Origin of the sequence: Absicoccus porci (genome assembly GCF_003725415.1) — a bacterium.
GTDB lineage: Bacteria > Bacillota_I > Bacilli_A > Erysipelotrichales > Erysipelotrichaceae > Absicoccus > Absicoccus porci.
Window position 1 is genome coordinate 652,215 of the sequence record NZ_RJQC01000001.1, and the last position, 21,025, is coordinate 673,239.

The 21,025-nt window shown below is 36.5% G+C and carries 19 protein-coding genes; 13 read left to right on the forward strand and 6 right to left on the reverse strand.

The window, feature by feature from the left end:
• Positions 1 to 11 precede the first annotated feature (11 nt).
• The 8 genes from EDX97_RS03285 to EDX97_RS03320 are packed head-to-tail and all read left to right on the forward strand — an operon-like array spanning position 12 to position 8,376.
• Positions 12 to 1,805 carry a 1-deoxy-D-xylulose-5-phosphate synthase N-terminal domain-containing protein gene (locus tag EDX97_RS03285; RefSeq protein WP_128519759.1) on the forward strand — a complete coding sequence of 598 codons (1,794 nt, stop codon included), beginning with the start codon at positions 12 to 14 and terminating at the stop codon, positions 1,803 to 1,805.
• The gene (locus tag EDX97_RS03290; protein ID WP_128519760.1) at positions 1,783 to 2,514 is read left to right on the forward strand and encodes a TlyA family RNA methyltransferase; all 732 of its coding nucleotides are present in this window, start codon (positions 1,783 to 1,785) and stop codon (positions 2,512 to 2,514) included. The genes EDX97_RS03285 and EDX97_RS03290 overlap by 23 nt, the downstream gene beginning before the upstream one ends.
• On the forward strand, positions 2,511 to 4,148 hold the full coding sequence (locus tag EDX97_RS03295) for a DNA repair protein RecN (RefSeq protein WP_128519761.1): 1,638 nt from the start codon (positions 2,511 to 2,513) through the stop codon (positions 4,146 to 4,148). The genes EDX97_RS03290 and EDX97_RS03295 overlap by 4 nt, the downstream gene beginning before the upstream one ends.
• On the forward strand, positions 4,141 to 5,313 hold the full coding sequence (dinB, locus tag EDX97_RS03300) for a DNA polymerase IV (protein WP_128519762.1): 1,173 nt from the start codon (positions 4,141 to 4,143) through the stop codon (positions 5,311 to 5,313). Before EDX97_RS03295 ends, dinB begins: the two co-directional genes overlap by 8 nt.
• 25 nt (positions 5,314 to 5,338) lie before the next feature.
• The gene (locus tag EDX97_RS03305; RefSeq protein WP_183164247.1) at positions 5,339 to 5,953 is read left to right on the forward strand and encodes a tRNA1(Val) (adenine(37)-N6)-methyltransferase; all 615 of its coding nucleotides are present in this window, start codon (positions 5,339 to 5,341) and stop codon (positions 5,951 to 5,953) included.
• Positions 5,954 to 5,997: 44 nt separating this feature from the next.
• The gene (locus EDX97_RS03310) at positions 5,998 to 6,903 is read left to right on the forward strand and encodes a tyrosine-type recombinase/integrase (protein WP_128519764.1); all 906 of its coding nucleotides are present in this window, start codon (positions 5,998 to 6,000) and stop codon (positions 6,901 to 6,903) included.
• A 1-nt stretch (position 6,904) separates the two neighbouring features.
• Positions 6,905 to 7,738 carry an Mrp/NBP35 family ATP-binding protein gene (locus EDX97_RS03315; protein ID WP_128519765.1) on the forward strand — a complete coding sequence of 278 codons (834 nt, stop codon included), beginning with the start codon at positions 6,905 to 6,907 and terminating at the stop codon, positions 7,736 to 7,738.
• Complete coding sequence (locus EDX97_RS03320) at positions 7,738 to 8,376, forward strand: M48 family metallopeptidase (protein WP_128519766.1); 639 nt, start codon at positions 7,738 to 7,740, stop codon at positions 8,374 to 8,376. Before EDX97_RS03315 ends, EDX97_RS03320 begins: the two co-directional genes overlap by 1 nt.
• 21 nt (positions 8,377 to 8,397) lie before the next feature.
• Here the strand turns inward: EDX97_RS03320 and purB are convergent, their stop codons facing one another.
• Positions 8,398 to 9,834: an adenylosuccinate lyase gene (purB, locus tag EDX97_RS03325; protein ID WP_128519767.1), complete on the reverse strand. Its 1,437-nt coding sequence runs from the start codon at positions 9,832 to 9,834 to the stop codon at positions 8,398 to 8,400.
• Between the two features lie 99 nt (positions 9,835 to 9,933).
• Between purB and EDX97_RS03330 the strand changes: the two genes are divergently transcribed.
• Together EDX97_RS03330 and EDX97_RS03335 are read left to right on the forward strand one after the other, a co-directional pair.
• Positions 9,934 to 11,247, forward strand: a complete 1,314-nt coding sequence (locus EDX97_RS03330) for a DUF1727 domain-containing protein (protein WP_128519768.1) — start codon at positions 9,934 to 9,936, stop codon at positions 11,245 to 11,247.
• 4 nt (positions 11,248 to 11,251) lie between these two features.
• Positions 11,252 to 12,007 carry a type 1 glutamine amidotransferase gene (locus tag EDX97_RS03335; RefSeq protein WP_245977987.1) on the forward strand — a complete coding sequence of 252 codons (756 nt, stop codon included), beginning with the start codon at positions 11,252 to 11,254 and terminating at the stop codon, positions 12,005 to 12,007.
• Positions 12,008 to 12,020: 13 nt separating this feature from the next.
• Here the strand turns inward: EDX97_RS03335 and EDX97_RS03340 are convergent, their stop codons facing one another.
• Entirely contained in the window at positions 12,021 to 12,569 is a 549-nt protein-coding gene (locus tag EDX97_RS03340; RefSeq protein ID WP_183164248.1) for a DUF1836 domain-containing protein, read from the reverse strand.
• A gap of 106 nt (positions 12,570 to 12,675) precedes the next feature.
• Here EDX97_RS03340 and EDX97_RS03345 point away from each other — a divergent pair, with 106 nt between their 5' ends.
• The 3 genes from EDX97_RS03345 to EDX97_RS03355 all read left to right on the forward strand — a co-directional run bounded on the left by EDX97_RS03345 (position 12,676) and on the right by EDX97_RS03355 (position 14,873).
• The gene (locus EDX97_RS03345) at positions 12,676 to 13,527 is read left to right on the forward strand and encodes a DegV family protein (RefSeq protein ID WP_128519770.1); all 852 of its coding nucleotides are present in this window, start codon (positions 12,676 to 12,678) and stop codon (positions 13,525 to 13,527) included.
• Between the two features lie 99 nt (positions 13,528 to 13,626).
• Positions 13,627 to 14,124, forward strand: a complete 498-nt coding sequence (locus EDX97_RS03350; protein ID WP_128519771.1) for a nitroreductase family protein — start codon at positions 13,627 to 13,629, stop codon at positions 14,122 to 14,124.
• An 11-nt stretch (positions 14,125 to 14,135) separates the two neighbouring features.
• Complete coding sequence (locus EDX97_RS03355; protein WP_128519772.1) at positions 14,136 to 14,873, forward strand: alpha/beta fold hydrolase; 738 nt, start codon at positions 14,136 to 14,138, stop codon at positions 14,871 to 14,873.
• A 782-nt stretch (positions 14,874 to 15,655) separates the two neighbouring features.
• On the opposite strand, the gene EDX97_RS03360 is transcribed toward EDX97_RS03355, so the two are convergent.
• From EDX97_RS03360 to EDX97_RS03375, 4 genes are read right to left on the reverse strand one after another with little or no spacing between them, the layout of a single operon-like run.
• Entirely contained in the window at positions 15,656 to 17,245 is a 1,590-nt protein-coding gene (locus tag EDX97_RS03360; RefSeq protein ID WP_128519773.1) for an ATP-binding protein, read from the reverse strand.
• Between the two features lie 17 nt (positions 17,246 to 17,262).
• On the reverse strand, positions 17,263 to 19,440 hold the full coding sequence (locus EDX97_RS03365) for an integrase catalytic domain-containing protein (RefSeq protein WP_183164249.1): 2,178 nt from the start codon (positions 19,438 to 19,440) through the stop codon (positions 17,263 to 17,265).
• Between the two features lie 17 nt (positions 19,441 to 19,457).
• A complete protein-coding gene (locus tag EDX97_RS03370) occupies positions 19,458 to 20,129 on the reverse strand; it encodes a TnsA endonuclease N-terminal domain-containing protein (protein ID WP_128519775.1) in 672 nt (223 codons plus the stop codon).
• Positions 20,104 to 20,970, reverse strand: a complete 867-nt coding sequence (locus EDX97_RS03375) for a TniQ family protein (RefSeq protein ID WP_128519776.1) — start codon at positions 20,968 to 20,970, stop codon at positions 20,104 to 20,106. The genes EDX97_RS03370 and EDX97_RS03375 overlap by 26 nt, the downstream gene beginning before the upstream one ends.
• Between the last annotated feature and the right edge of the window lie 55 nt (positions 20,971 to 21,025).

Genomic DNA, 21,025 nt, shown 5'->3' on the forward strand with positions numbered 1-21,025 from the left:
GAGGGAGATATATGCGTCTATACGACATTGAAACGCCAGAACAAATCAGGAATTTATCGGAAGAGCAATTATCGACTGTAGCCGATGATATACGTGATTTTATCATTCAAACCATTGCCCAAAAAGGAGGGTACTTGGCGGATAATTTAAGTGTTGTGGATGCGATGGTTGCCTTACATTTTGTTTTTCAAACACCCCAGGATCAATTATTGATCGATGGCGGACATCAATGTTTAGCCCATAAAATTCTAACGGGTCGTTCACCCACGTTTTCAACCTATCGCCAAGCCAATGGTTTAAAAACGTATTGTTCTTGTGATGAAAGTACCTATGATACTTGGAATAGCATGCCTATTGGCAGTTCGCTTGCAGTGGCTTTTGGATTGGCTTGTGCTCGCGATAAAGCCAAAGAAACGTATCAGATCATCGATTTCATTGATTCAAAAGGCATAATTACAGGCTCTAGCTTAGAGGCTCTTTACCAAATTGGATATGCTCAACATGGCATGGTCATCATCTTTAATGAAATGATTCAGACGAAAACAAAATCGAATCGAATTATCGAAACATTATCGTCCTTTCGTTCCAGCAAAGCGTATCGCAAAGCGAAGGAAAGCGTCAATGACACCTTGCGTTCCAATCGAATTGGCAATGGTGTGGCAAGTGCTTTTGGATCTGTGAAAGATCATATCAAAGATAATTTATTGAATGATAATTTATTCCAAAATATGGGGTTTGATTATCTAGGACCTATCGATGGACATGACATGCATGCTTTGATCAATGCTTTCCAAGCAGCTAAAGCATCCAGTCGTCCTATTGTTGTCCATATTCAAACGCATCCTTCCTATGGATATCCATATGCGCAGGATCAAAATGGCTGGCAAGAAGTGATGCCTTTTCATCAAGATACGGGAAAATCCAAACTTTTAGTTTCCAAAGACCAATGCAGCTGGGAGACATGGATCGATACTTGTATCACTGTATTACAGAAACAAAATCCCAAATTATCAAAGATTGATCCATCACTTTCGTCTCGTCCCAATCTAGCCTTAGGAATGGCGGCAGGAATTGCGAAAAAAGGATATCACCCTTTTGTTCAGATTCAAGCCAAAGATATTGGCCAATGCATCGATACCATTCAAGCCCATTTAGCCAATATGAAAAGTCCCATCATTGTCGGTGTAAATAATGCAGGTATTGCGGATGGTAAAGGCGATATTCAGCAGGGAATCTATGATATCCGGCTTTTATCTTCGATTCCGGATATTATGATTTCCCAGCCAAAAGACAGTCAAGAAGCATTAGATTTATTATATACAGCTTCACAAACCCAAAATCCTTTTTTCATTCGCTATCCATTTGGTATTGTGAGTAAACCATCCGAACAAATAGGTCATTTATTGCCAATTGGTTCTTGGTCACAATTTCAAATTGGCTTGGATCCAAAATGTATCGTGATTACCTATGGACAAGAATTTGATCGTATTGTTTCCAAGGCCAAAGAAAATCAATGGGATATGATCGTGATCAATGCACGATTCTTTAAACCCGTCGATGAAAAGATCCTCAAACAAATGTTTTTAATGCAGTTGCCTATCTATATTTTTGAACCCGATGCAAAAGGCTCTTTATCCGCTTTAGTGATGCAAGTGTATACCAAAATAATGAAACCGGTACATGTCCTTGGTATTGAAAATCATTTTGTTCAACAAGGATCCGTACGTTCCATCCGTATTCATGAACATATTTCAGTGAATGCCTTGTTTAAGGAAATCGATCATGAACAACATGCGGTTAGATAAAGTCTGTGCCATTCAGATTGGTTCGCGAACAAAAGCCCAAGATCATATCAAAAAAGGTTTGGTCGAAGTGAATGGGAAAGTCATTCAAAAATCAAGTTTTTTGGTTACGGAACAGGATTCCATCGTAATAAAGAATGATGGCTATGAATTTGTATCAAGAGCTGCCTATAAATTATTAGGAGCTATGGATACTTTCCATATTGATATTTCTCATCAGGTAGTTTTGGACATTGGTGCAAGTACCGGAGGTTTCACAGATGTTTGTTTACGGCATGATGCAAAAAAAGTATATGCGTTAGATGTGGGACATTTACAGTTGTCACCGAAACTAGAAACGGATCCTCGCGTTATTAAGATGGAAGGAAAGAATGCTCGTGAATTAGAAGTCAGTTGGTTTGATGAGCCAATCGATTTTATTTGTATGGATGTGAGTTTTATTTCTTGTCAAACCATTTTGGAACATGTATTCACACAAATGATTCCTTCTCATTTGGTGGTATTGGTCAAACCTCAATTTGAGTGTGGACCACAGGCATTAAATAAACACGGTGTTTTAAAAAATGAAAAATTAGCAAAACAAATTATTGCACAAAAAGAAGCATTTCTGAAAATGTATTATAAAAATGTGGATGTCATGAAAAGTCCCATTCAAGGTCGTTCCGGTAATCAGGAATATGTTGTTTATGCCCAAGAAAGGAGATCGAAATGATTGAACAATTGATGGTGAAAAACTATATCTTATTTGATCATGCTTTAATCGACTTTTCTACCGGTATGAGTGTTATTACAGGAGAGACAGGTGCAGGGAAAAGCTTATTGATTGATGCGATTGGATATCTTTGTGGCAAGCGTTGTACTTCCAATATCGTACGGAAAGGAAAAGACAAAGCCACCTTACAAATGGTTTTATCGTGTGAAGATCCAACGTTAAGGCAGTATTTGGAAGAAAATGATTTTGATGTCGAAGATGAATTAATCATCACCCGAACGATTACAACCAATCAGAAGAGTACAATTCGAATCAATCAACAAGTCACTACTTTGGGGTTTGTACGTCATTTGATGACGCAATTGATTGATATTCATTCGCAAATGGATACCTATCAATTGATCAAACCGGAAACACAATTGGCAGTTTTGGATGGATATGCACATACCGATGCTTTAAGAAAACAAGTATCGGTTGTCTATCATACCTATAAAGAACAAAAAGATGCGTATGATTCGTTAGTGAATGAAACGTTATCGGATGATGAATTGGATTTTGTGACCAATCAATACAATCAAATATGTGAGGCCGATGTGCAACCTGAAGAATTGGATACGTTATTAGCACAAATCAAACAAAAAGAAGATGCATTGCGTAATCAAGAAATGTATATGGAGAGTTTACGTTCTTTAGAAGAAGAGCAGGGCATCTTAGATCGTTTGTATGCTTTGTTTAAATCGCTACAGAAAAGTGATGCGATGCAAGAACAAGCGGATCAAATTCGTGATATGTATTATCAATTGGATGATATCAAAGAAACCTTACATCAACAGATTGAGGGGACGGATGATTCCGTATCGTTGGATGATCTGCAAGCTCGTGTCTATACCATTCGTGGTTTGTATCAACGCTATGGTGGTTCGTATGAATCGTTGATGGAAAAGAAAACAGAATTGGAGCAACAAATTGATCGAATCTTACATCGGGAAACAGTTTTGGAACAAAGTAAGGCAAATCTAGAAAAAGCAGAAAAGGAATATGCGACTTTAGCTCAAAAGTTATCGAAACAACGCAAAGCTTGTTTTGCGGAATTGGAATCGAAGGTCATGTCTCATTGTAAGGATTTGATGTTGGAGCATTGTCAGTTTCAAATTAAACAAGAAACAAAAACTTATGCAGAGGATGGAATCGATACGATTGCTTTCTATGTTTCGATGAATCCGGGTCAACCATTTGTTCCACTCAAAGATAGTGCATCCGGTGGTGAATTGAGTCGATTGATGTTGGCTTTAAAGGTTGTGTTCCAAACTCAAAAGGGTATTGAAACAATTATTTTTGATGAAATTGATACCGGTGTGAGTGGTCGTGTGGCTTATGCGATGGGGCAAAAAATGCATACCATTGCTAAATCGTATCAAGTGTTGTGTATTACGCATTTGGCAAGTGTGGCAGCTTGGGCGGATACACATTATTGTGTGCGAAAAAGCAGTCAGAAGGATTCTACATTCACTTCGATTGAAGAACTAGATGAGGAATCCAGCTTGATTGAATTAGCAACCATGAGTGCAGGAAAACCAACACCAGCAGCTATTCAAGCTGCCAAGGAATTAAAGGAGCGTGTATCACATGGCTAGAGTGATCTTCCATATTGACATCAACGCTTTTTTTGCGTCTTGTGAAGAAAATCGTCATCCTGAATTAAAGGGAAAACCGGTCGCTATTGGTTCCTTATCGCGGCGAAGCGTCATTTCAACGGCCAACTATAAGGCCAGAGAATATGGCGTACATAGTGCCATGCCTGTCTATGAAGCGTTGCGTAAATGTCCAGACCTTGAATTAGTGGAATCGGATTATGCCTATTATCGATCTTGCAGTCGGGCTTTTTTTCATTATTTATATAAATATACAAGAGCCATTGAACCGGCAAGTATTGATGAATGTTTTATGGATGTCACCGATATTATTATGAAATATCCTCGTCCTTTGGATCTAGCTTTTCAAATTCAACAAGGTGTATATCAAGAAACCGGTTTGCATGTTTCCATTGGCGTAGCACCAACCAAATTCTTAGCGAAGATGGCAAGTGATATGCGTAAGCCACATGGGATTACGGTTTTACGGAAAGCGGAATTGGCCCAAAAACTTTGGCCTTTACCTATTGAATCGATGGTTGGGATTGGTAAACGATCGGTACCTAAACTGCAAAAAATTGGCATTTATACGATTGGTGATTTTGCGAGTCCAGAAAATGAGAATAAGATCTTGCGTATACTTGGTCCTAGTAGTTTTTCTTTGATTCAAAAAGCACAGGGAAAAAGTAGTGATCGTTTGTCGTATTCCACTACGCATAAAAGTGTTTCGATTTCTGAAACTTTTGAAAATGATTTATATGCGATGGATGAAGTATTATCACAAGCTCGGCATTTAACGTTTGCGTTATCGCAAAAAATGAAGAAAGAAAATTATATGGGAAAAATGATTTCCTTAACGATGCGTGATATTCATTTTCATAATATTGTTCGTTCGCAGACGTTTCGTGAATATACAAACAATGCTAATATCATGTATGAAGCCATTCGTAATTTGATTGATCAAAATTTTGAAGAGGATCTTGGCTATCGTCATTTAGCTATTCATATGGGTTCTTTAAAAGATGCGAAAGAAATTATTGTGCAACCAACGATGTTTGAACAGCCAAAGGAAACGACGGATATGATTTTGTCGCAGTTAAATCGTCAAATTGAGGGTATTCATTTGATAAAAGCAAGTGATTTATTGAAGGAGCCAAAGGATGCGTAAGGATTATTTTTTAAGGGAGGATCTAGTGTTGTATCAAGATCAGGACGCTTTTTGTTTCAATACAGATACAAAGTTTTTAGCTCGTTTTATGGAGTTAAGAAAAAATGAGGTTGTCTTAGATATCGGAACAAATAATGGCGCTTTATTATTAGCAGCCGATCAATACCCGATTCAATTGATGATTGGGGTCGAAGTCTTAGAAGAAGCAGCAAAGCTAGCACAATTGAATGCGGATACATTTTTTACCCATCCAACAACGATCATCAATCAACGGATTCAGGATGTACAAATAAATCCTGTGGATGTGATTGTCTCCAATCCGCCTTATTTTCGTGATGAAGCAACCAATCCAGGGGTAAAGATGAATCGTCGACAGATGGGACGCATTGAAAAGAATCTGACGTTGGTTGAATTGATTGAAAATGCGAATCGACTATTAAAGAGCAATGGGCGTTTTTATTTTGTGCATCGATGCAACCGTTTGAATGAAATCGTACAGTGTTTATTTGCACATCATTTTTGTATCAAACATATACAAATTGCTTATACAAAAGAGAAACAAATAGCGAAAACTGTCTGTATTGAAGCCATTAAAGAAGGACATTGTGATTGTGAGGTCTTACCGCCTTATTTTATCTAGGTATTAGATTGGTCTTGAATTGGTAAGCGTGTTAAAATATGGACATGAAGCTAAAAGAGGCAATCGATGATTACTTGATCAATGGTAGGGTCGTAGCTCAAAAAAGTTCAAAAACAATGGATGCGTATCAACACAATTTGGTTGTATATGCAAAGTATCTGGAAAACGAATCGATCATCAATGTTGAGGATATTACCATATTGCAGATTGATTCCTTTTTGAATGTATATGCACTGGATCATGTAGCAAGCAGTGTCAATCAAATGATTGCGACGTTACATTCGTTTCATAAATTTACGTCTTTGAATCATCCGGAATATAAAGATCCAACGACGAGTTTGCGTGGTATCAACAACAATCGGCATTTACCGGTGTATTGTTCCATAGCGGATTTAAAAAAGTTATTTGAATCGTTTGGTTCTTCCAATCAAGATATTTATCATAAGACCATTTTAGTGGTTTTGTACTCTTGTGGGCTTCGTGTGAGTGAATTATGTGATCTTCGATGCAATGATGTACATCTATCGCAACAAATTGTCAAAGTCAAAGGGAAGGGTGATAAAGAAAGAATTATCCCAATGGCGTCTGCTTGTTGTGAACAGATTGAAGAATATATGCGTTTGGTACGATGTGACTGGGATAAAAAACACATCCCTCAATTGTTTGTGAATCGATTGGGTCATCCTTGTACGCGTCAATATGTGCATCATCTGATCAAAGAGAAAGTCAATGCGTTGGATTTGGATCCACGGATTTCAGCACATAGTTTTCGGCATAGTTTTGCGACACATCTGTTGGATGGCCATGCTGATTTGCGTATCGTGCAGGAATTATTAGGCCATAGTGATATTCAAACGACGCAGATTTATACACATATTCAATCCGATCGCTTAAAAAATACGTATGATTCATACTTTTTATGGACGGATAAAAAAGAGGAGGAAAAATAGTATGTCTTGTGAAGGTTGTCCAAATGCTGGAAATTGCAATAAGGATGCAAGTACTTGTGGTGTAGAAACAAATCCAAAAAATCATATTAAAGATGTAGTAGCTGTAATGAGTGGTAAGGGTGGTGTTGGTAAATCAACCATGACTGTCCTTTTAGCGAAATCATTAGCTGCACAAGGGAAAAAAGTGGGTATCATGGATGCCGATATCACGGGGCCTAGTATTCCTCGTTTAATGGGGGTTGAAGATCAGCATGCATATGGCACCAAAGAGAATGAGATCTTACCGGTAGTTGTCGATGACATCAAATTAATGTCTTTAAATTTCATGGTAGAAAATGAAAGTGAACCCGTTATTTGGCGAGGTCCGATCGTGGGTAATGTTGTCAAACAATTTTATACCGATGTTCTATGGGAAGATCTGGATGTTTTATTGATCGATATGCCTCCAGGAACGGGAGATGTTGCCTTAACGATCATGCAGTCTTTGCCTTTAAAAGGTGTTGTGATGGTATCTACACCACAACCAATGGTTTCCATGATTGTTGAAAAAGCTATCCATATGTGTGAAAAGATGGATATCCCTGTCTTGGGTCTCATTGAAAATATGGCATATTTGGAATGTCCAAATTGTCATGAACATATTGATTTCTACAATAAAGAAGAATTGGATACGTTCTTGAAAAAGGTTAAGGTGCCTTGTTATGGTATGTTGCCACAAGTGGATCTATTGCGTGATATCAATATGTATAGTCAAAGTTATACCTTAGAGCAACAAGAAAAGACTATGGATCTGATGAAAGAGATTGCGCAAAGAATGTGTGATGATCTGCAATAATGGAATATCAGTGGATCAAAAATAAACGTTATAAGAATGTTTCCCTACGAATAAAAGATGGACAAATCATTGTCACAAGTCCTGTGCAAACTTCCAAAGAATTTGTGGATACTTTCGTTAACCAGCATACCCATTGGATTCAAAAACAATTGGCTGCCTATGAGGCTATACCAAGAATTCGTCCAGGCATGACTTTGTTTATTTTGGAACGTCCATATAAAGTGGTTATGGGTGATGTTTGTGCTATTAACTTGGATAAAGAAACCATCACGATCGATGGCAATGAGAAACATTGGCAAGTTCTCTTAAAAGAGATTGCCCAAAATCAAATCACGCCGCGTTTTCATCAGTGGGAACAGGCCATGGGCTATTCGAATTTGACGATTCGTTATGGCTATTATGCATCCAAGTGGGGAAGCTGTCGAAAGGATATGGGTGTGATTGCACTTAGCACAAAATTATTATTTGTGGATTGGGAAGAAGTGGATTCCGTTATCGTTCATGAATTGTGTCATATGAAATATCCCAATCATTCCCAAGCTTTTTACCAAGAAGTTTTAGATTGGATGCCAAATTATTGGGAAGTTCATAAACATTTGATTCATCATTGCATTCCTGTACTTGAAAAGAAAGGATGACCGTTTGGTCATCCTCATTTTTTATACATTGATTTGTGCTTCAATACCTAATTCATCACTATGCTTTGCTAAGATTGGATCGATATATTCAGCAAAGAATTCTTCGGTTTGTTGAACCGAACGACCAACATAATGGATTGGTTCCATATGGGATTCGATTTGTTCTTTGGTCATACCGAATTTTGGATCATTCGCAATACGATCAATCAAATCATTTGGTTTTCCTTCTTCTTTAACAACTTTACCTGCTGCCATCGAATGTTCACGAATCAATTCATGTAATTCTTGGCGATCACCACCAGCTTTTACGGCATCCATCATGATATTTTCTGTGGCCATGAATGGTAATTCTTTCAATAAATCGGCTTCCACAACTTTTGGATAGACGACCATGCCATCGGTAATATTTAAATATAAATCTAAGATACCATCGGTTGCTAAGAAAGCTTCCGCGATACTGATTCGTTTATTGGCAGAATCATCCAGCGTTCTTTCAAACCATTGTTCACTGGCTGTCATAGCAGGGTTTAAAGAATCGGCAATGACATAACGGGCTAAGGAACCCATACGTTCCGAACGCATTGGATTACGCTTATAAGCCATAGCGCTTGATCCGATTTGACCTTTTTCAAATGGTTCCTCGACTTCTTTCATGTGTTGCAACAAACGAATATCATTGGAAAATTTATGTGCACTTTGTGCAACGCCAACCAAGGCATTGATGACTTGCGTATCATATTTTCGGGTATAGGTTTGTCCAGAAACAGGGAAGTAGTGATCATATCCAAGCTTTTCACAGATTTTCTTATCCAAAGCTTTCACTTTATCGGTATCATTATTGAATAATTCCATGAAACTGGCTTGAGTTCCGGTTGTTCCTTTGCAGCCTAATAATCTTTTATTTTCTAATAAGTGTTCAATTTCTAAATAGTCCATGTATAGGTCTTGGGCCCATAGAGATGCTCGTTTTCCAATCGTTGTAGGTTGGGCTGGTTGAAAATGGGTAAAGGCCAAGCATGGCATATCTTTGTATTCTAAGGCAAATTTTTTTAATTGTGCCAATACATTGACGATCTTTTTTTGTACTAATTCCAAAGCTTCATGCATGATGATCAAATCTGTATTGTCCCCTACATAACAGCTCGTAGCACCTAAATGAATGATTCCTTTTGCTTTTGGACATTGTACACCATAGGCATACACATGACTCATAACATCATGACGAACGATTTTTTCACGGGCTTGAGCGACATCGTAGTTGATATCGTCTTTGTGGGCAATCAATTCTTCAATTTGTTCATCGGTAATATCGAGGCCTAATTCTTGTTCGGATTGAGCTAATGCGATCCAAAGTCTTCTCCAAGTACGAAATTTTTTATCATTTGAAAATAATGCTTGCATTTCTTTTGACGCATATCGTTGCGACAAAGGGGATTGATAATATGCAGTTTGTGCCATTTGTTTTCCTCCATTACAATACCTTTATTATACGTGAGTACAAATACCAATTCAATTTAATTTCGTGTATAATTAGGGACGTATAAAAGGAGAAGCCAAATGAAGCATCTTTCTATTTTAGCAACGAAAATGAGTTCATCCTTATTACATCTGATTGGCCATGGTGGTTCTATGCCTGGTGAAATCGGTTTGAAATTGGATAAAAATATATTATCGAAATTAAAAATCAATGGTCCGGTTATCTTAGTAACTGGAACAAATGGAAAAACAAGTACTGCTAATATGATCACTGATTTATTAGTAAACGATGGATATGATGTCATTTCCAATCGTAAAGGTGATAATTTGAAAGCTGGTATTACAACAACCTTATTAACGAATAGTTCTTTATCTGGAAAGGTGAAAGCCAATGCGATTGTCTTGGAAGTGGATGAATTAAATGTTCGTCATATTCTACCTTATCTTCCCGTTACTGCATTAGTCGTAACCAATTTTTTCCGTGATCAACTGGATCGTGCCCGAGAAATGGAACAATTGATTCTTTCCATTGAAAAGGTATTGCCAAACTATCAGGGAGAATTGATTTTGAATGGCAATGATCCCAATGTAGTTCGTTTAGCTTATAAAGCATCAAAAGCACATGCTACCTATTTTGGTATGGATAAAAATAAATATAGTGTAGATCATACCAATGAGGCCAGTGAAGGGAAATTCTGTCCGCTTTGTGGCCATAAATTAGAATATGCATATTATCAATATTCCCATATTGGTAAATTTCATTGTAGTGCTTGTGATTTTCAAACGCCGCCATTGGATATTGAATTACAAGATATTGATTTAGATAAAGAAACATTTACGTGTGATGGCATTGATTTTCACTCGCCGTATGAAGGTATGTATTCGATGTATAATTGTGCAGCTATCTTAGCTGTAGCTAAGGTATGTAAGATTTCCATGGATGTAGCTAAAAAAGTATTTGCCCATGCACCACAACCGAAAGGAAGAAATGAGAAGTTTGAAAAGAATGGACATTTTTGTATCTTAAATTTGGTGAAAAATCCAACGGGTGCCAATGAAGTCATGAAAGTCATTGAAAGAGATACAAATCCAAAAAAAGTTTGTATCGTATTAAATGATCGTGAACAAGATGGTACCGATGTATCTTGGATCTATGATACCTTCTTTGAAAAGATCATTACAGATGAAACCAAAGAAATTGTTTGTACGGGATTACGTGCCAATGATATGGCTTTACGTATTTATTATGGCGGTTATCAAGGATCGATTCGTGTAATATCCCAGCTGCAAGATGCGATTCATCAAGCTTTTCAGGATATTGATCGAACCTATGTGGTCGCAACGTATACGGCTTTGTTGCCAGCTCGTGGAGCCATCGTAAAGGAGATGGAATGAATCTATGGAACAAGTAATGAAAGTTTGTTGGATGTATCATGACATCATGGATCTATATGGAGATAAAGGAAATATCATGACCTTAAAGAAACGGTGTTTGGATCGTGGAATTGGTTTTGATTTGCATACTTGCGGGATTGGTCAACAAGATGATCTTTCCACCTATGATTTGATCTTTTTAGGTGGTGGTGCCGATAAAGAACAAATTTCTTTAATTCCGGATCTCTTGCAACGAAAAGAAAACATCCAAAAAGCAATGGATGAAAATACGTTTATTTTATTGATTTGTGGTGGTTATCAGTTGTTTGGTCAATATTATATTGCCGCAAATGGTGAAAAAATAGCGGGTCTCGGTTTTTATCCGTATTATACAGATACTGGAAAAATGGGCTCTCGTTGCATTGGTAATATTGTGATCGATGCTCAATTGGATGAAATTCATACAAAAATTATTGGTTTTGAGAATCATGGTGGTCAAACTTTGGGTGTCACAAAGCCATTGGGAAAAGTATTGTCTGGATATGGAAATGCGTTTGATGCAGGATTTGAAGGTTTCTATGACGGTAAAGTCTTAGGTACGTATTTACATGGTCCTTTGTTGCCAAAAAATCCGGATGTTGCAGATTTTGTTATTTATAAAGCATTGAAGAAAAGAAATCCAAATATGCAATTTAAAGATTTGACACCACTGACCAATCCTTATGATCAAGCAGCTCGTGAAGTATTACTGACCAGAATGCATATTGAAGAAGATAAATAAAACGCAGGGGCATTTAAGCTTCTGCGTTTTCAAATGTTAAAATTTCTAATTCCGTAAACATTTTATATACAACGGTTTTAATGACTGAGATCATTAATTGTGTTTCATCATTCATATGTTCAGGTTGAAATTCTTGTTTGATCATGCCAAATTGAAGGACTTGATGAAGGTAATGATCAAAACAATCACTGAAAGAATTATAAATGGTCGCAATACTACTGGTGGTATCATCCGGTTCTAAGCGTCTTACAATTTCAATCATGGTTTGTATTTCGGTCAATGAATAACATTTTTTTAAAATACAAACAGCAATTAAATAGGCTAAATGATATTGTTTGTAGTGTTTTTTTATAGGTGGATGCACAATACTGTTTTTCACATAATTATTGACCATATTAGAAGTTATAACTTTATCAGCCTTATCTTCTAAAAAGAATAAAGGCGATAACCGATCATTGATAAAGAAGATGACTTGATCCATATATACATCAAAATCGGGTAATTGCTGCCATTTTGGACATTGAAAATTTTCTAGATCTTGTTTAATTTGTGCGATTTCCATACACATAGTTTATCATAATATAAAAAACGTGACAATGTAGTTTTAAGAACTAGATTTATTGACTATATAAATCAGTTACGCTACAATAGAAATACGAGGATAGTTTATGATAAAAATAGTTACAGATAGTGCTTGTCAAATGTCACCAGCACAAGCAAAACAACACGGTATTTATGTAGCTCCTTTGATGATCACTATAAATAATCATAGTTATCGTGATTTTGAACAAATAACCGATATTCAATTATTAAGGATGATCAAGAATGGCGCGGTTCCTTCAACTTCGCAACCATCCATTGGTGAGAAAACAGAAATCTATAATCAAATTATTGCTGAAGGCAATGAAGTGATTGATATCACGATGGCAGATGGTTTAAGTGGAACTTATCAATCCGCTTTATTGGCAAAAGATACATGTGACGATCCAGACAAAGTATCCGTTGTCAATGCACAGACCTTATGTGTGCCTCAATATGTTTTGGTCAATCAAGCCCAAAAGATGGCTGCATCGGGTGCCAGCAAGGATGCTATTTTAACGATGTTGGAAAAAAGTATTCCAACTTCAGAAAACTTCATGATTCCAGTTGATTTTGATTTCTTGGTTCGTGGTGGACGTTTATCCAATGCTTCTGGTATATTAGGTGGTTTATTAAAACTGATTCCAATCATCCGTGCAAATAAAACGTGTACAAAGTTAGAAAAATTTGCGATTGTTCGTACGTATACCAAAGCGTTAAAAATGATGTTGGATACATTTGAAAAAGATGGTGTAACGAATGAATATACATTCTGTTTATCACATGCACATAATGAAGAATGGGCCAATAAAGCAATACAGTTGATCCAGAAACGTTTTGAAAATGCAAAAGTTGTTATTTTACCTATGAGCCCTGCCTATATTTGTCAAGGGGGTCCCGGCTGCATTGCATTCCAAGCCATTCATATCATCAATGATTAGAGTTTCTTAGGAAGCTCTTTTTTTGAGCATATGATTTGTTTTTCTATTTTGTTTTTGTTATATTGAAAACTGATTATATTATGGTAAGGAGAACAAAGAATGAATGCCATTTTTCATCGAACCAGTGTTCGACAATTTCAAAATAAGCCAGTAGAAGAAGAGACAATTGAACAAATCTTACGAGCTGCCATGGCCGCTCCATCGGCCGGAAACCAACAACCATGGGAGTTTTATGTGATCACCAATCCAAAAACGATTCAAAAATTATCGCAATGTAGTGTCTATGCTGGATGTGCTGCAAATGCACCCGTCGTTCTTGTTCCATGTTTACGAACCGAGGGGTTGATATTTCCGCAAATGGGCGAAATCGATATGGCAATTGCAACAGAAAATATCCTTTTAGAAATCACAGAATTAGGTCTTGGCGGTGTTTGGCTAGGCATTGCACCATTGACTGATCGAATCGAAAAGGTAGATTCTATTCTTGATTTAAAGGATAAATTGCATGCTTTTGCATTGATTCCAATTGGTTATCCAGTACAACAACATTCGCAACAAGATCGTTTTGATATCGATCGAATTCATTTTATTCGATAATAAAAGATCTCATGAAAAACAAAAATAAAATCTTTAAACGAATTTTTGTAGTTGGTATTGTATGTGCTATTCTTGGATGCATTCTTTACCTCCAAGATGGATATTCGATGGATTCCGTGGCAAAAAATGCATTGAATTCAACATCTACCGTCATCGTAAAAGAAGAACCTTCTGCGACTCTTTTTCAACCAAATCAAAAAACGGAGACAGGTCTTATTTTTTATCCAGGTGGAAAGGTAGAATATCAAGCATACGCACCCTTGATGCAAGATTTAGCTGAAAAAGGTATCTATTGTGTATTAGTAAAGATGCCTTTGAATCTAGCCGTATTTGATATCAATGCCGCCGAATCATATATACAAACAACAAAAGATATTTCGAATTGGTATATTGGTGGACATTCTTTGGGCGGTGCCATGGCAGCTAAATATGCAGACCAACATCCACACGATTTGAAAGGACTCTTGTTACTAGGCGCCTATAGTACACAAGATTTGTCGGATACAAATCTATCTTGTTTAGCTATTTATGGTAGCCACGATCATATCATGAATCGGAATCATTGGCACAAATATCGTCATGATCTTCCTGAAAATACAATCATAAAAATCATCAAAGGTGGAAATCACTCACAATTCGGATCCTATGGTTTACAAAAGAATGATGGAAAAGCTACCATATCGCCAGTAAAACAACAGCACGAGACCGCAAAAGAAGCAATAAAATTCATGTATATTAAGAAGCATTGAATTGCTTCTTTTTTTGTGAAAACTTAAAAAGAATGAACTTTTCATGAGATGTTTAAAATAAGCTTTAAGTAAAGTATAAATGACGTTTAATCCACAATCTGAAAAATAAACTTTTAAAAATGATAAACTTTTCATTTTAAACATGAAAAGTTCAATTGAAATAGTAATTATTTATTATTCAAAAGTACGAATTAAAGGAAGTTTAATATCGAAGTTTAATATCATAGAATATTCTAGAAAGATGGAATATGCACACCAGAACTTGTGCCACTCATTAACAGCATCGTATCGTTAAAAAGCTTGACGAATTACTTCCATTATGTGAAACTCTAAAAGAAGATTAACAACTTTATAAAATAATAACTTGATCTACAAAAAACATGTACCATATTTACGATGATACATGTTTTTTTAATGTATTATTTTTTTGAAAAGTACATTTTTATTAGATTTTTTAATTTTATCTTTTTTTGGTTTAAATGAGGATAAAGTTCATTTTTGAGAAAATTTGAGAAAAAAATTTTTTTGGTTTTAAATTTAAGAATGAAACTCAGCGAAAAAAATATTTTTGTTACATAATATATATTATGCGAAGTAATATTTTTTTGTTACATTTCCGCCGTGCGTGAACTGTTTTGATACAACTAGTTACCACATTTACCAACTAGCTAACACATTTATGAAAATATTCTACTTTTCTTACTACAACTAATTAACGCAAAAGATAAAGTAAAGAAATAAAAACGAAGAAATAGAAATACTTCTTCGTTAACAAATTGATTCTATAAATCAAGATAAGCAGTAATATCTTTTGATGTTGGTTTCTTTTTACTTGTACGACGTTTCTTTTTCACCGGTTTGTGCTGCAGGATATCGAGCGTTTGCTGTGCAATCTCATAAGTACGCAACTTATGGTCTTGATCCCTTTCAATCACCTGTTTTGTGGCATCACCTATTGAATCGGAGTCAAATTGAGGAAACATTCGATGGACCATCTCGATAACCTCGGCAGTGATCTTTGCTTCATGCATTGGATCAAGGGATGAAATATCTTCGGGTTCATAATTTTGATTGGATATTCCTTTCGCTGCATCAATGATCTTTTGATCTTCCTGCTGTTCGATTTGCTGCTGTACCATAAGATCTAATTGGCTCTTCATATGTCTAAAATGTTTGTCGTTGATCTTACGGATATAATCGCAATCGACAACGACATTTTGACCGTTTGCCTTCGCTTCGATATATTCCAGATTCATCCATTTATAGATCCAGATCAATTGATTGATCAATCCCTTTGAACATTCAAGCAAGGTATCACTTAATTCCTGAGTCCATCTAACTGGTTCATCAAACCATTGCCATTGGAACATGATCCAAGTGAGCTTAGAGAAGAATTTTTTGTCCTGAGTATAAGCTGAAGCATCAATGTACTCTCCACTTCGTCTAGCGTTTCGAAGTCTAGAAAAAAGCAGATTATATGCATCTTCTGTACCGACAACGCTCAATGCGACTTTTGTCTTGTTGACGATAGATAAAAGAGCTTCATAGGTGTTATCTTTATTTTTTGAGAAATTTACAAGCTGAATTTCATCAAAAACAATCGTACCGATGGAAAATTTCTCGATCAGTTCACATACTTTCATCTGCATGTCGCCCAAATTTCTTTGTTTAGCGATAAGAAGTTCATAACACGGTTCTGCATTTCCAAGTGCAAAATCGATAGCTTCTCCAATCTCTTTATATAGAACTTTAAAATTACTGTTCGGCACACATGGGACGACGATATATGTAATTTGCGGAATGATCATGCCTGGTTCAGGATGATGAGCAATTAATTGCGGCATATTACTAAAAAGCTCTTTGATTGCGGTGGATTTGCCACAGCCAGATGCTCCCAATAAAGAGAAGCCGCTAGGCGCTGAATCCTCTACCCTGCCTTTTGATTTGGTCTGCATCTCAAAATCATTTTGTTCAATGGTTTCATCAAACACATGGTTATCCCAGTAATAAATATTTCGCAATGAATAAGAATAGGTCATTACATCATAATTCACAAATTCAAGCTCTTTTTGAAAGGATAATGGAAGACGAAGATTTTTTAAACTCAACACATCTTCCTTCTTTTTTTCTATGGTCAGATCTTTAAATTTTAAATGATCGACAGGTGCAATCGGACGGAAATAAGGACTGCTTTGTTTCATATTTCTTGGCCGTGGTAAGGCTTCGATAAATGGATTTCCATTAAATCCAGGATTGCCTGATTCGATATATTTTGCATCAACAAATCCATTTCTTTTACATTCTTCAATCGTATATTGATTTTGGTTTTCATCAACATCTTCGTATTTGTATTTCCATTTAAAAATTTTCATTGAAGCTCAGCTCCTTTCTACCACATTTCGTTGTTTATTTGTTTAAGAATATTTTCAATGCTGGTCTCATTTTCCAGATCATACTCATTCTTAACTTTTTCTTCAGTTTTCTTTTGTTTAGATGCATCAATCAATAAGTCATTCGATTTGGATTCGATGGCTTTGGTTTCATTCTGAAGACGACTTTGGATACTGTTTTTTTCCAAATTGGTTTCTGATTCCAATTTTCTGGATTCACGGATACCTTTTGTCTTATCTTTTGAAACAGGAATATTGGCAACTGCCTGTCTGGCATTATTGACGGTTGCTTCCAGTCCCATACGGCGCGCAACACGGATTTCTTCATCCTTGTGCGCATTTTCAGCAATGAGCTGTTTCTTAGCTTTCTTGAATTCTTCATAAGCACGTAAAGACATACCGTTATATTCAGCATTTCCGTTTCGCATCATATTCAGTTCGGCTACTTCTATACGGCCATCATTGATATACCATAAAGTGCCGATATCGCGTTCATCTACACGGCAGGAGAATGATTCTTTGGTGTTGCCTAAGACCTGTATCCGATCCAATAAACGTACATCAGAATTGTTGTAATAATACAGACCATTCCAGAAAATACCTTTTCTGCTTAATTTGGCTGTTACAGGTTTACGGATGATGTATTCAAACTGTTTCTTGTCGATCATTGGTCTAGGGGCGCCGAACTTTGTACATCCGTAATTCCAGATCTCCAGTGGATTTGGATGAACTTTCTTACGGATCATATCCTTTGTCAATGGATATTCTTTCATCGTCAGCATATTATGTGCAATCGTCTGATTGATCACAAAGATCCAGATATCATTTAATGTCAACACCGCGTTGTTATGGTGATTGGAATCATGCCTTTTCGTGATCAAGCCGTTTCCTTCCAATACATCATTCTGGACGGAATGATACTGATGAAAAAGCTGTTCAACTTGCCCTTTCATCGAACCCATAGCGGGCGGTTCAAGATCCAATGTAATACCCAGTTCTCTGAATATACGTTTTGCTTCTTTTGAACGGTATTCCGAACCTCTGTCTGAACGGATCTTATTAGGGATGATGTTAATATCCCATAGACCATCCTTCAATTCCAGACCGAAACGGCGGCATAATGCTTTGTTGTCTTCAGCAAGGTTGATCAGACAGTTGGTCAAGCCTAAAACTGAGTTATTTTCCAATGAAACCGATACGGCGATGATCATTCGTGAATAGATATCAATCATCACATGCACAATTGGACGTCCAATCACCTTGGTTGGATCTGCTTCACTGACCAACGATACATCCATTTCGACCTCATCCATCTCAACGACATCACCTGGACCATGCACATTGTAAAGATTATCACTGACCAACAGTCGTTTATTGTTGCGATATTCACGCCTTGATGTCTTGGCAATATCTCTTTGTTTCTTGGTCGTATGTTTTCGAATATAGTTCTCCATCTGGCGTTTGGTTGGACGCTGGTCTATAGGGAGAAGCTTATATTCATAAGACTTTCCGTATTTATCTTCTTTCTCTATTCTTTGAACAAAGTAGGTTGCACACATCCAATCGTATACATTTTGGTAGGTTTTTTCTCTTCCAGATAGATATTTTTTAGTTGCTTCATCAAATATTTTTATGATATCACCAGTCAAAGTAACACCCATATTTCCGTACGTTGATTTACGCCCGGTTTTCGATTGATATTTTATATTAGAAGAATCATGTTCACCTTTTTTTGAGAGAAGTGAATATTCGTTCATTCCTGCAGATAAATATGCTTTTAAAGTATAAATTACTGCACGAGGTTTTATATTATATTTTTTACTCAATTCTTTGATCAAAGGTTTTGGTTTTCGGGTCATCAGTTCAAAATAACAAGGTCCATATTCTTTTTCTACTTGATTGACTATATCACGATTTCTTTCGTAGATTGCTCTGTTCTTTTCTGATAAAGCATCCGGATCAAAGTATTTGAAGTTCGGCTCACGAACAGCAACTAAATGGTTTTTGACCATCTCTAGCAGTGTATTCTGATCAAACTCATCGATTTCGAATTTTCCATCCCGTTCGGTCATCAGAATAGCTGCAATGTAATTGTTTGCTTTGTAAATGATGCGGTAATCTTTATCTTCATCCATATCGTGGATCACATAACCAATATCCAGTTTTACTTTTGCCATATTGTTTCTCCTTTCCATCAGTGATTGTTGAATGACATCAATGTATTTGCATAGGTTTCAAGCAATACGGGGATATCCAGCAATTGTGTTTCCATGTCTACCTTGATCTGCTTGGTTGCAATCAGATGCTTCAACAGTGAAACTTTATCAAACACTCTGGATCGATCATAATATACACAGACAAAGCGAATGTTTTCAGCTAATATCTGGTTCATTTCGTCCTTGAAGACGACCTCATAATCGATATTACGATACTTTTTCCAGTAACAGGCCTCAACAGAAAGCTTTTCCTTGGTACGTTTTTTCTTCAGCACATTTCTTGAATTCTTGACACTGAAGATCTTTTCGGTCCCATCTTTATATGTGACATAAAAATCACTGGTCATATATGTTTTTCGATCATGCGGATGTTTGATGTTGAAGTCATCGCAGATCTTCAATGTCGTTTCGATATCCAAAGGGTATTGTTCCCGAATGTCGTCTACTGTGTCATCCCATCGTAGGATATGCCAGAAAATGGATTCTCCCTGCGATAACAATTCAACGGTACGACCTGTTTTCCAGTCTATAGGATTCGAGCATGTTCCAATGCTTGATACTTCCCTTGTTTCGATCCAAGGTTTGTATTCAGCACCATGTCCCTTTCCTCTTCCTTCTTCCAATTTATAGACGTTTGTCTTGGTGAGCATATAGCACACTTCCTTTCATAGCCAGAATATCCATCAGATCGATGTAGGCAGGTCTTTTCCGGTTCTTTAATCGATCGATCAAATGGATATATGAATGATAATCGTCAAATAAACATTTGAAGATGTATGTTTTCGTTGCTTCATCTTTTATATGGGCATGTTTTCCTTTAACAACATCAAACAACAGTTCCGGTACATCATCAAAACGATCCATATATTCTGCATTTAACGGTATGTCTGATGGTTGGTTTATATCATCTAGATTTTTATCTGTTTGCTTCATAAGGATCCAGATCTGATATCGTATCAACTCTTCAAAGAGCATTTCCGGATCATCGACAAGCGACAGGATCTGCTGTTCTTTATTCGGATCATAGATTCCCCGATCAGGTTGTAAATGGGGATCTTTCTCAAAAATCAGATAATCTATCGGATCAATCGAAGCCAGATTGCAATGATGTTTCCAGCACGTATGTGCTCCAATATAATGATGCTGCATATGATAGTAGAACTGTCCATATTGTTGTAATTCTTCGTTCAAGCATTGTGGACAGATATAAATTTTCTTTGTTATCATGTTATCGATCAATAAAGATGCTTTTTTTACTTCATCTTGATATGATTTGATCCATTCTTGGTCGTAAAGCATTTTTGCGACATCTTTCCAATGATCAGATGATGGATAGTCGTATGGTTTAGAAATAATGCCAATAATATGCATCATCTCTCTAAGGTCATCAAATCCATTGGCAAGTGCCATTCTCTGCATCCAGCTGAGCGGCATCTCATCATTGAATGGTCGAAATTGTACAGGAAGCAGCATCATCATTCCTTCTTTCATCTATATCCTTCTATAATTATCGTATATCAAGAAATTAATAATATCAATTGATTAA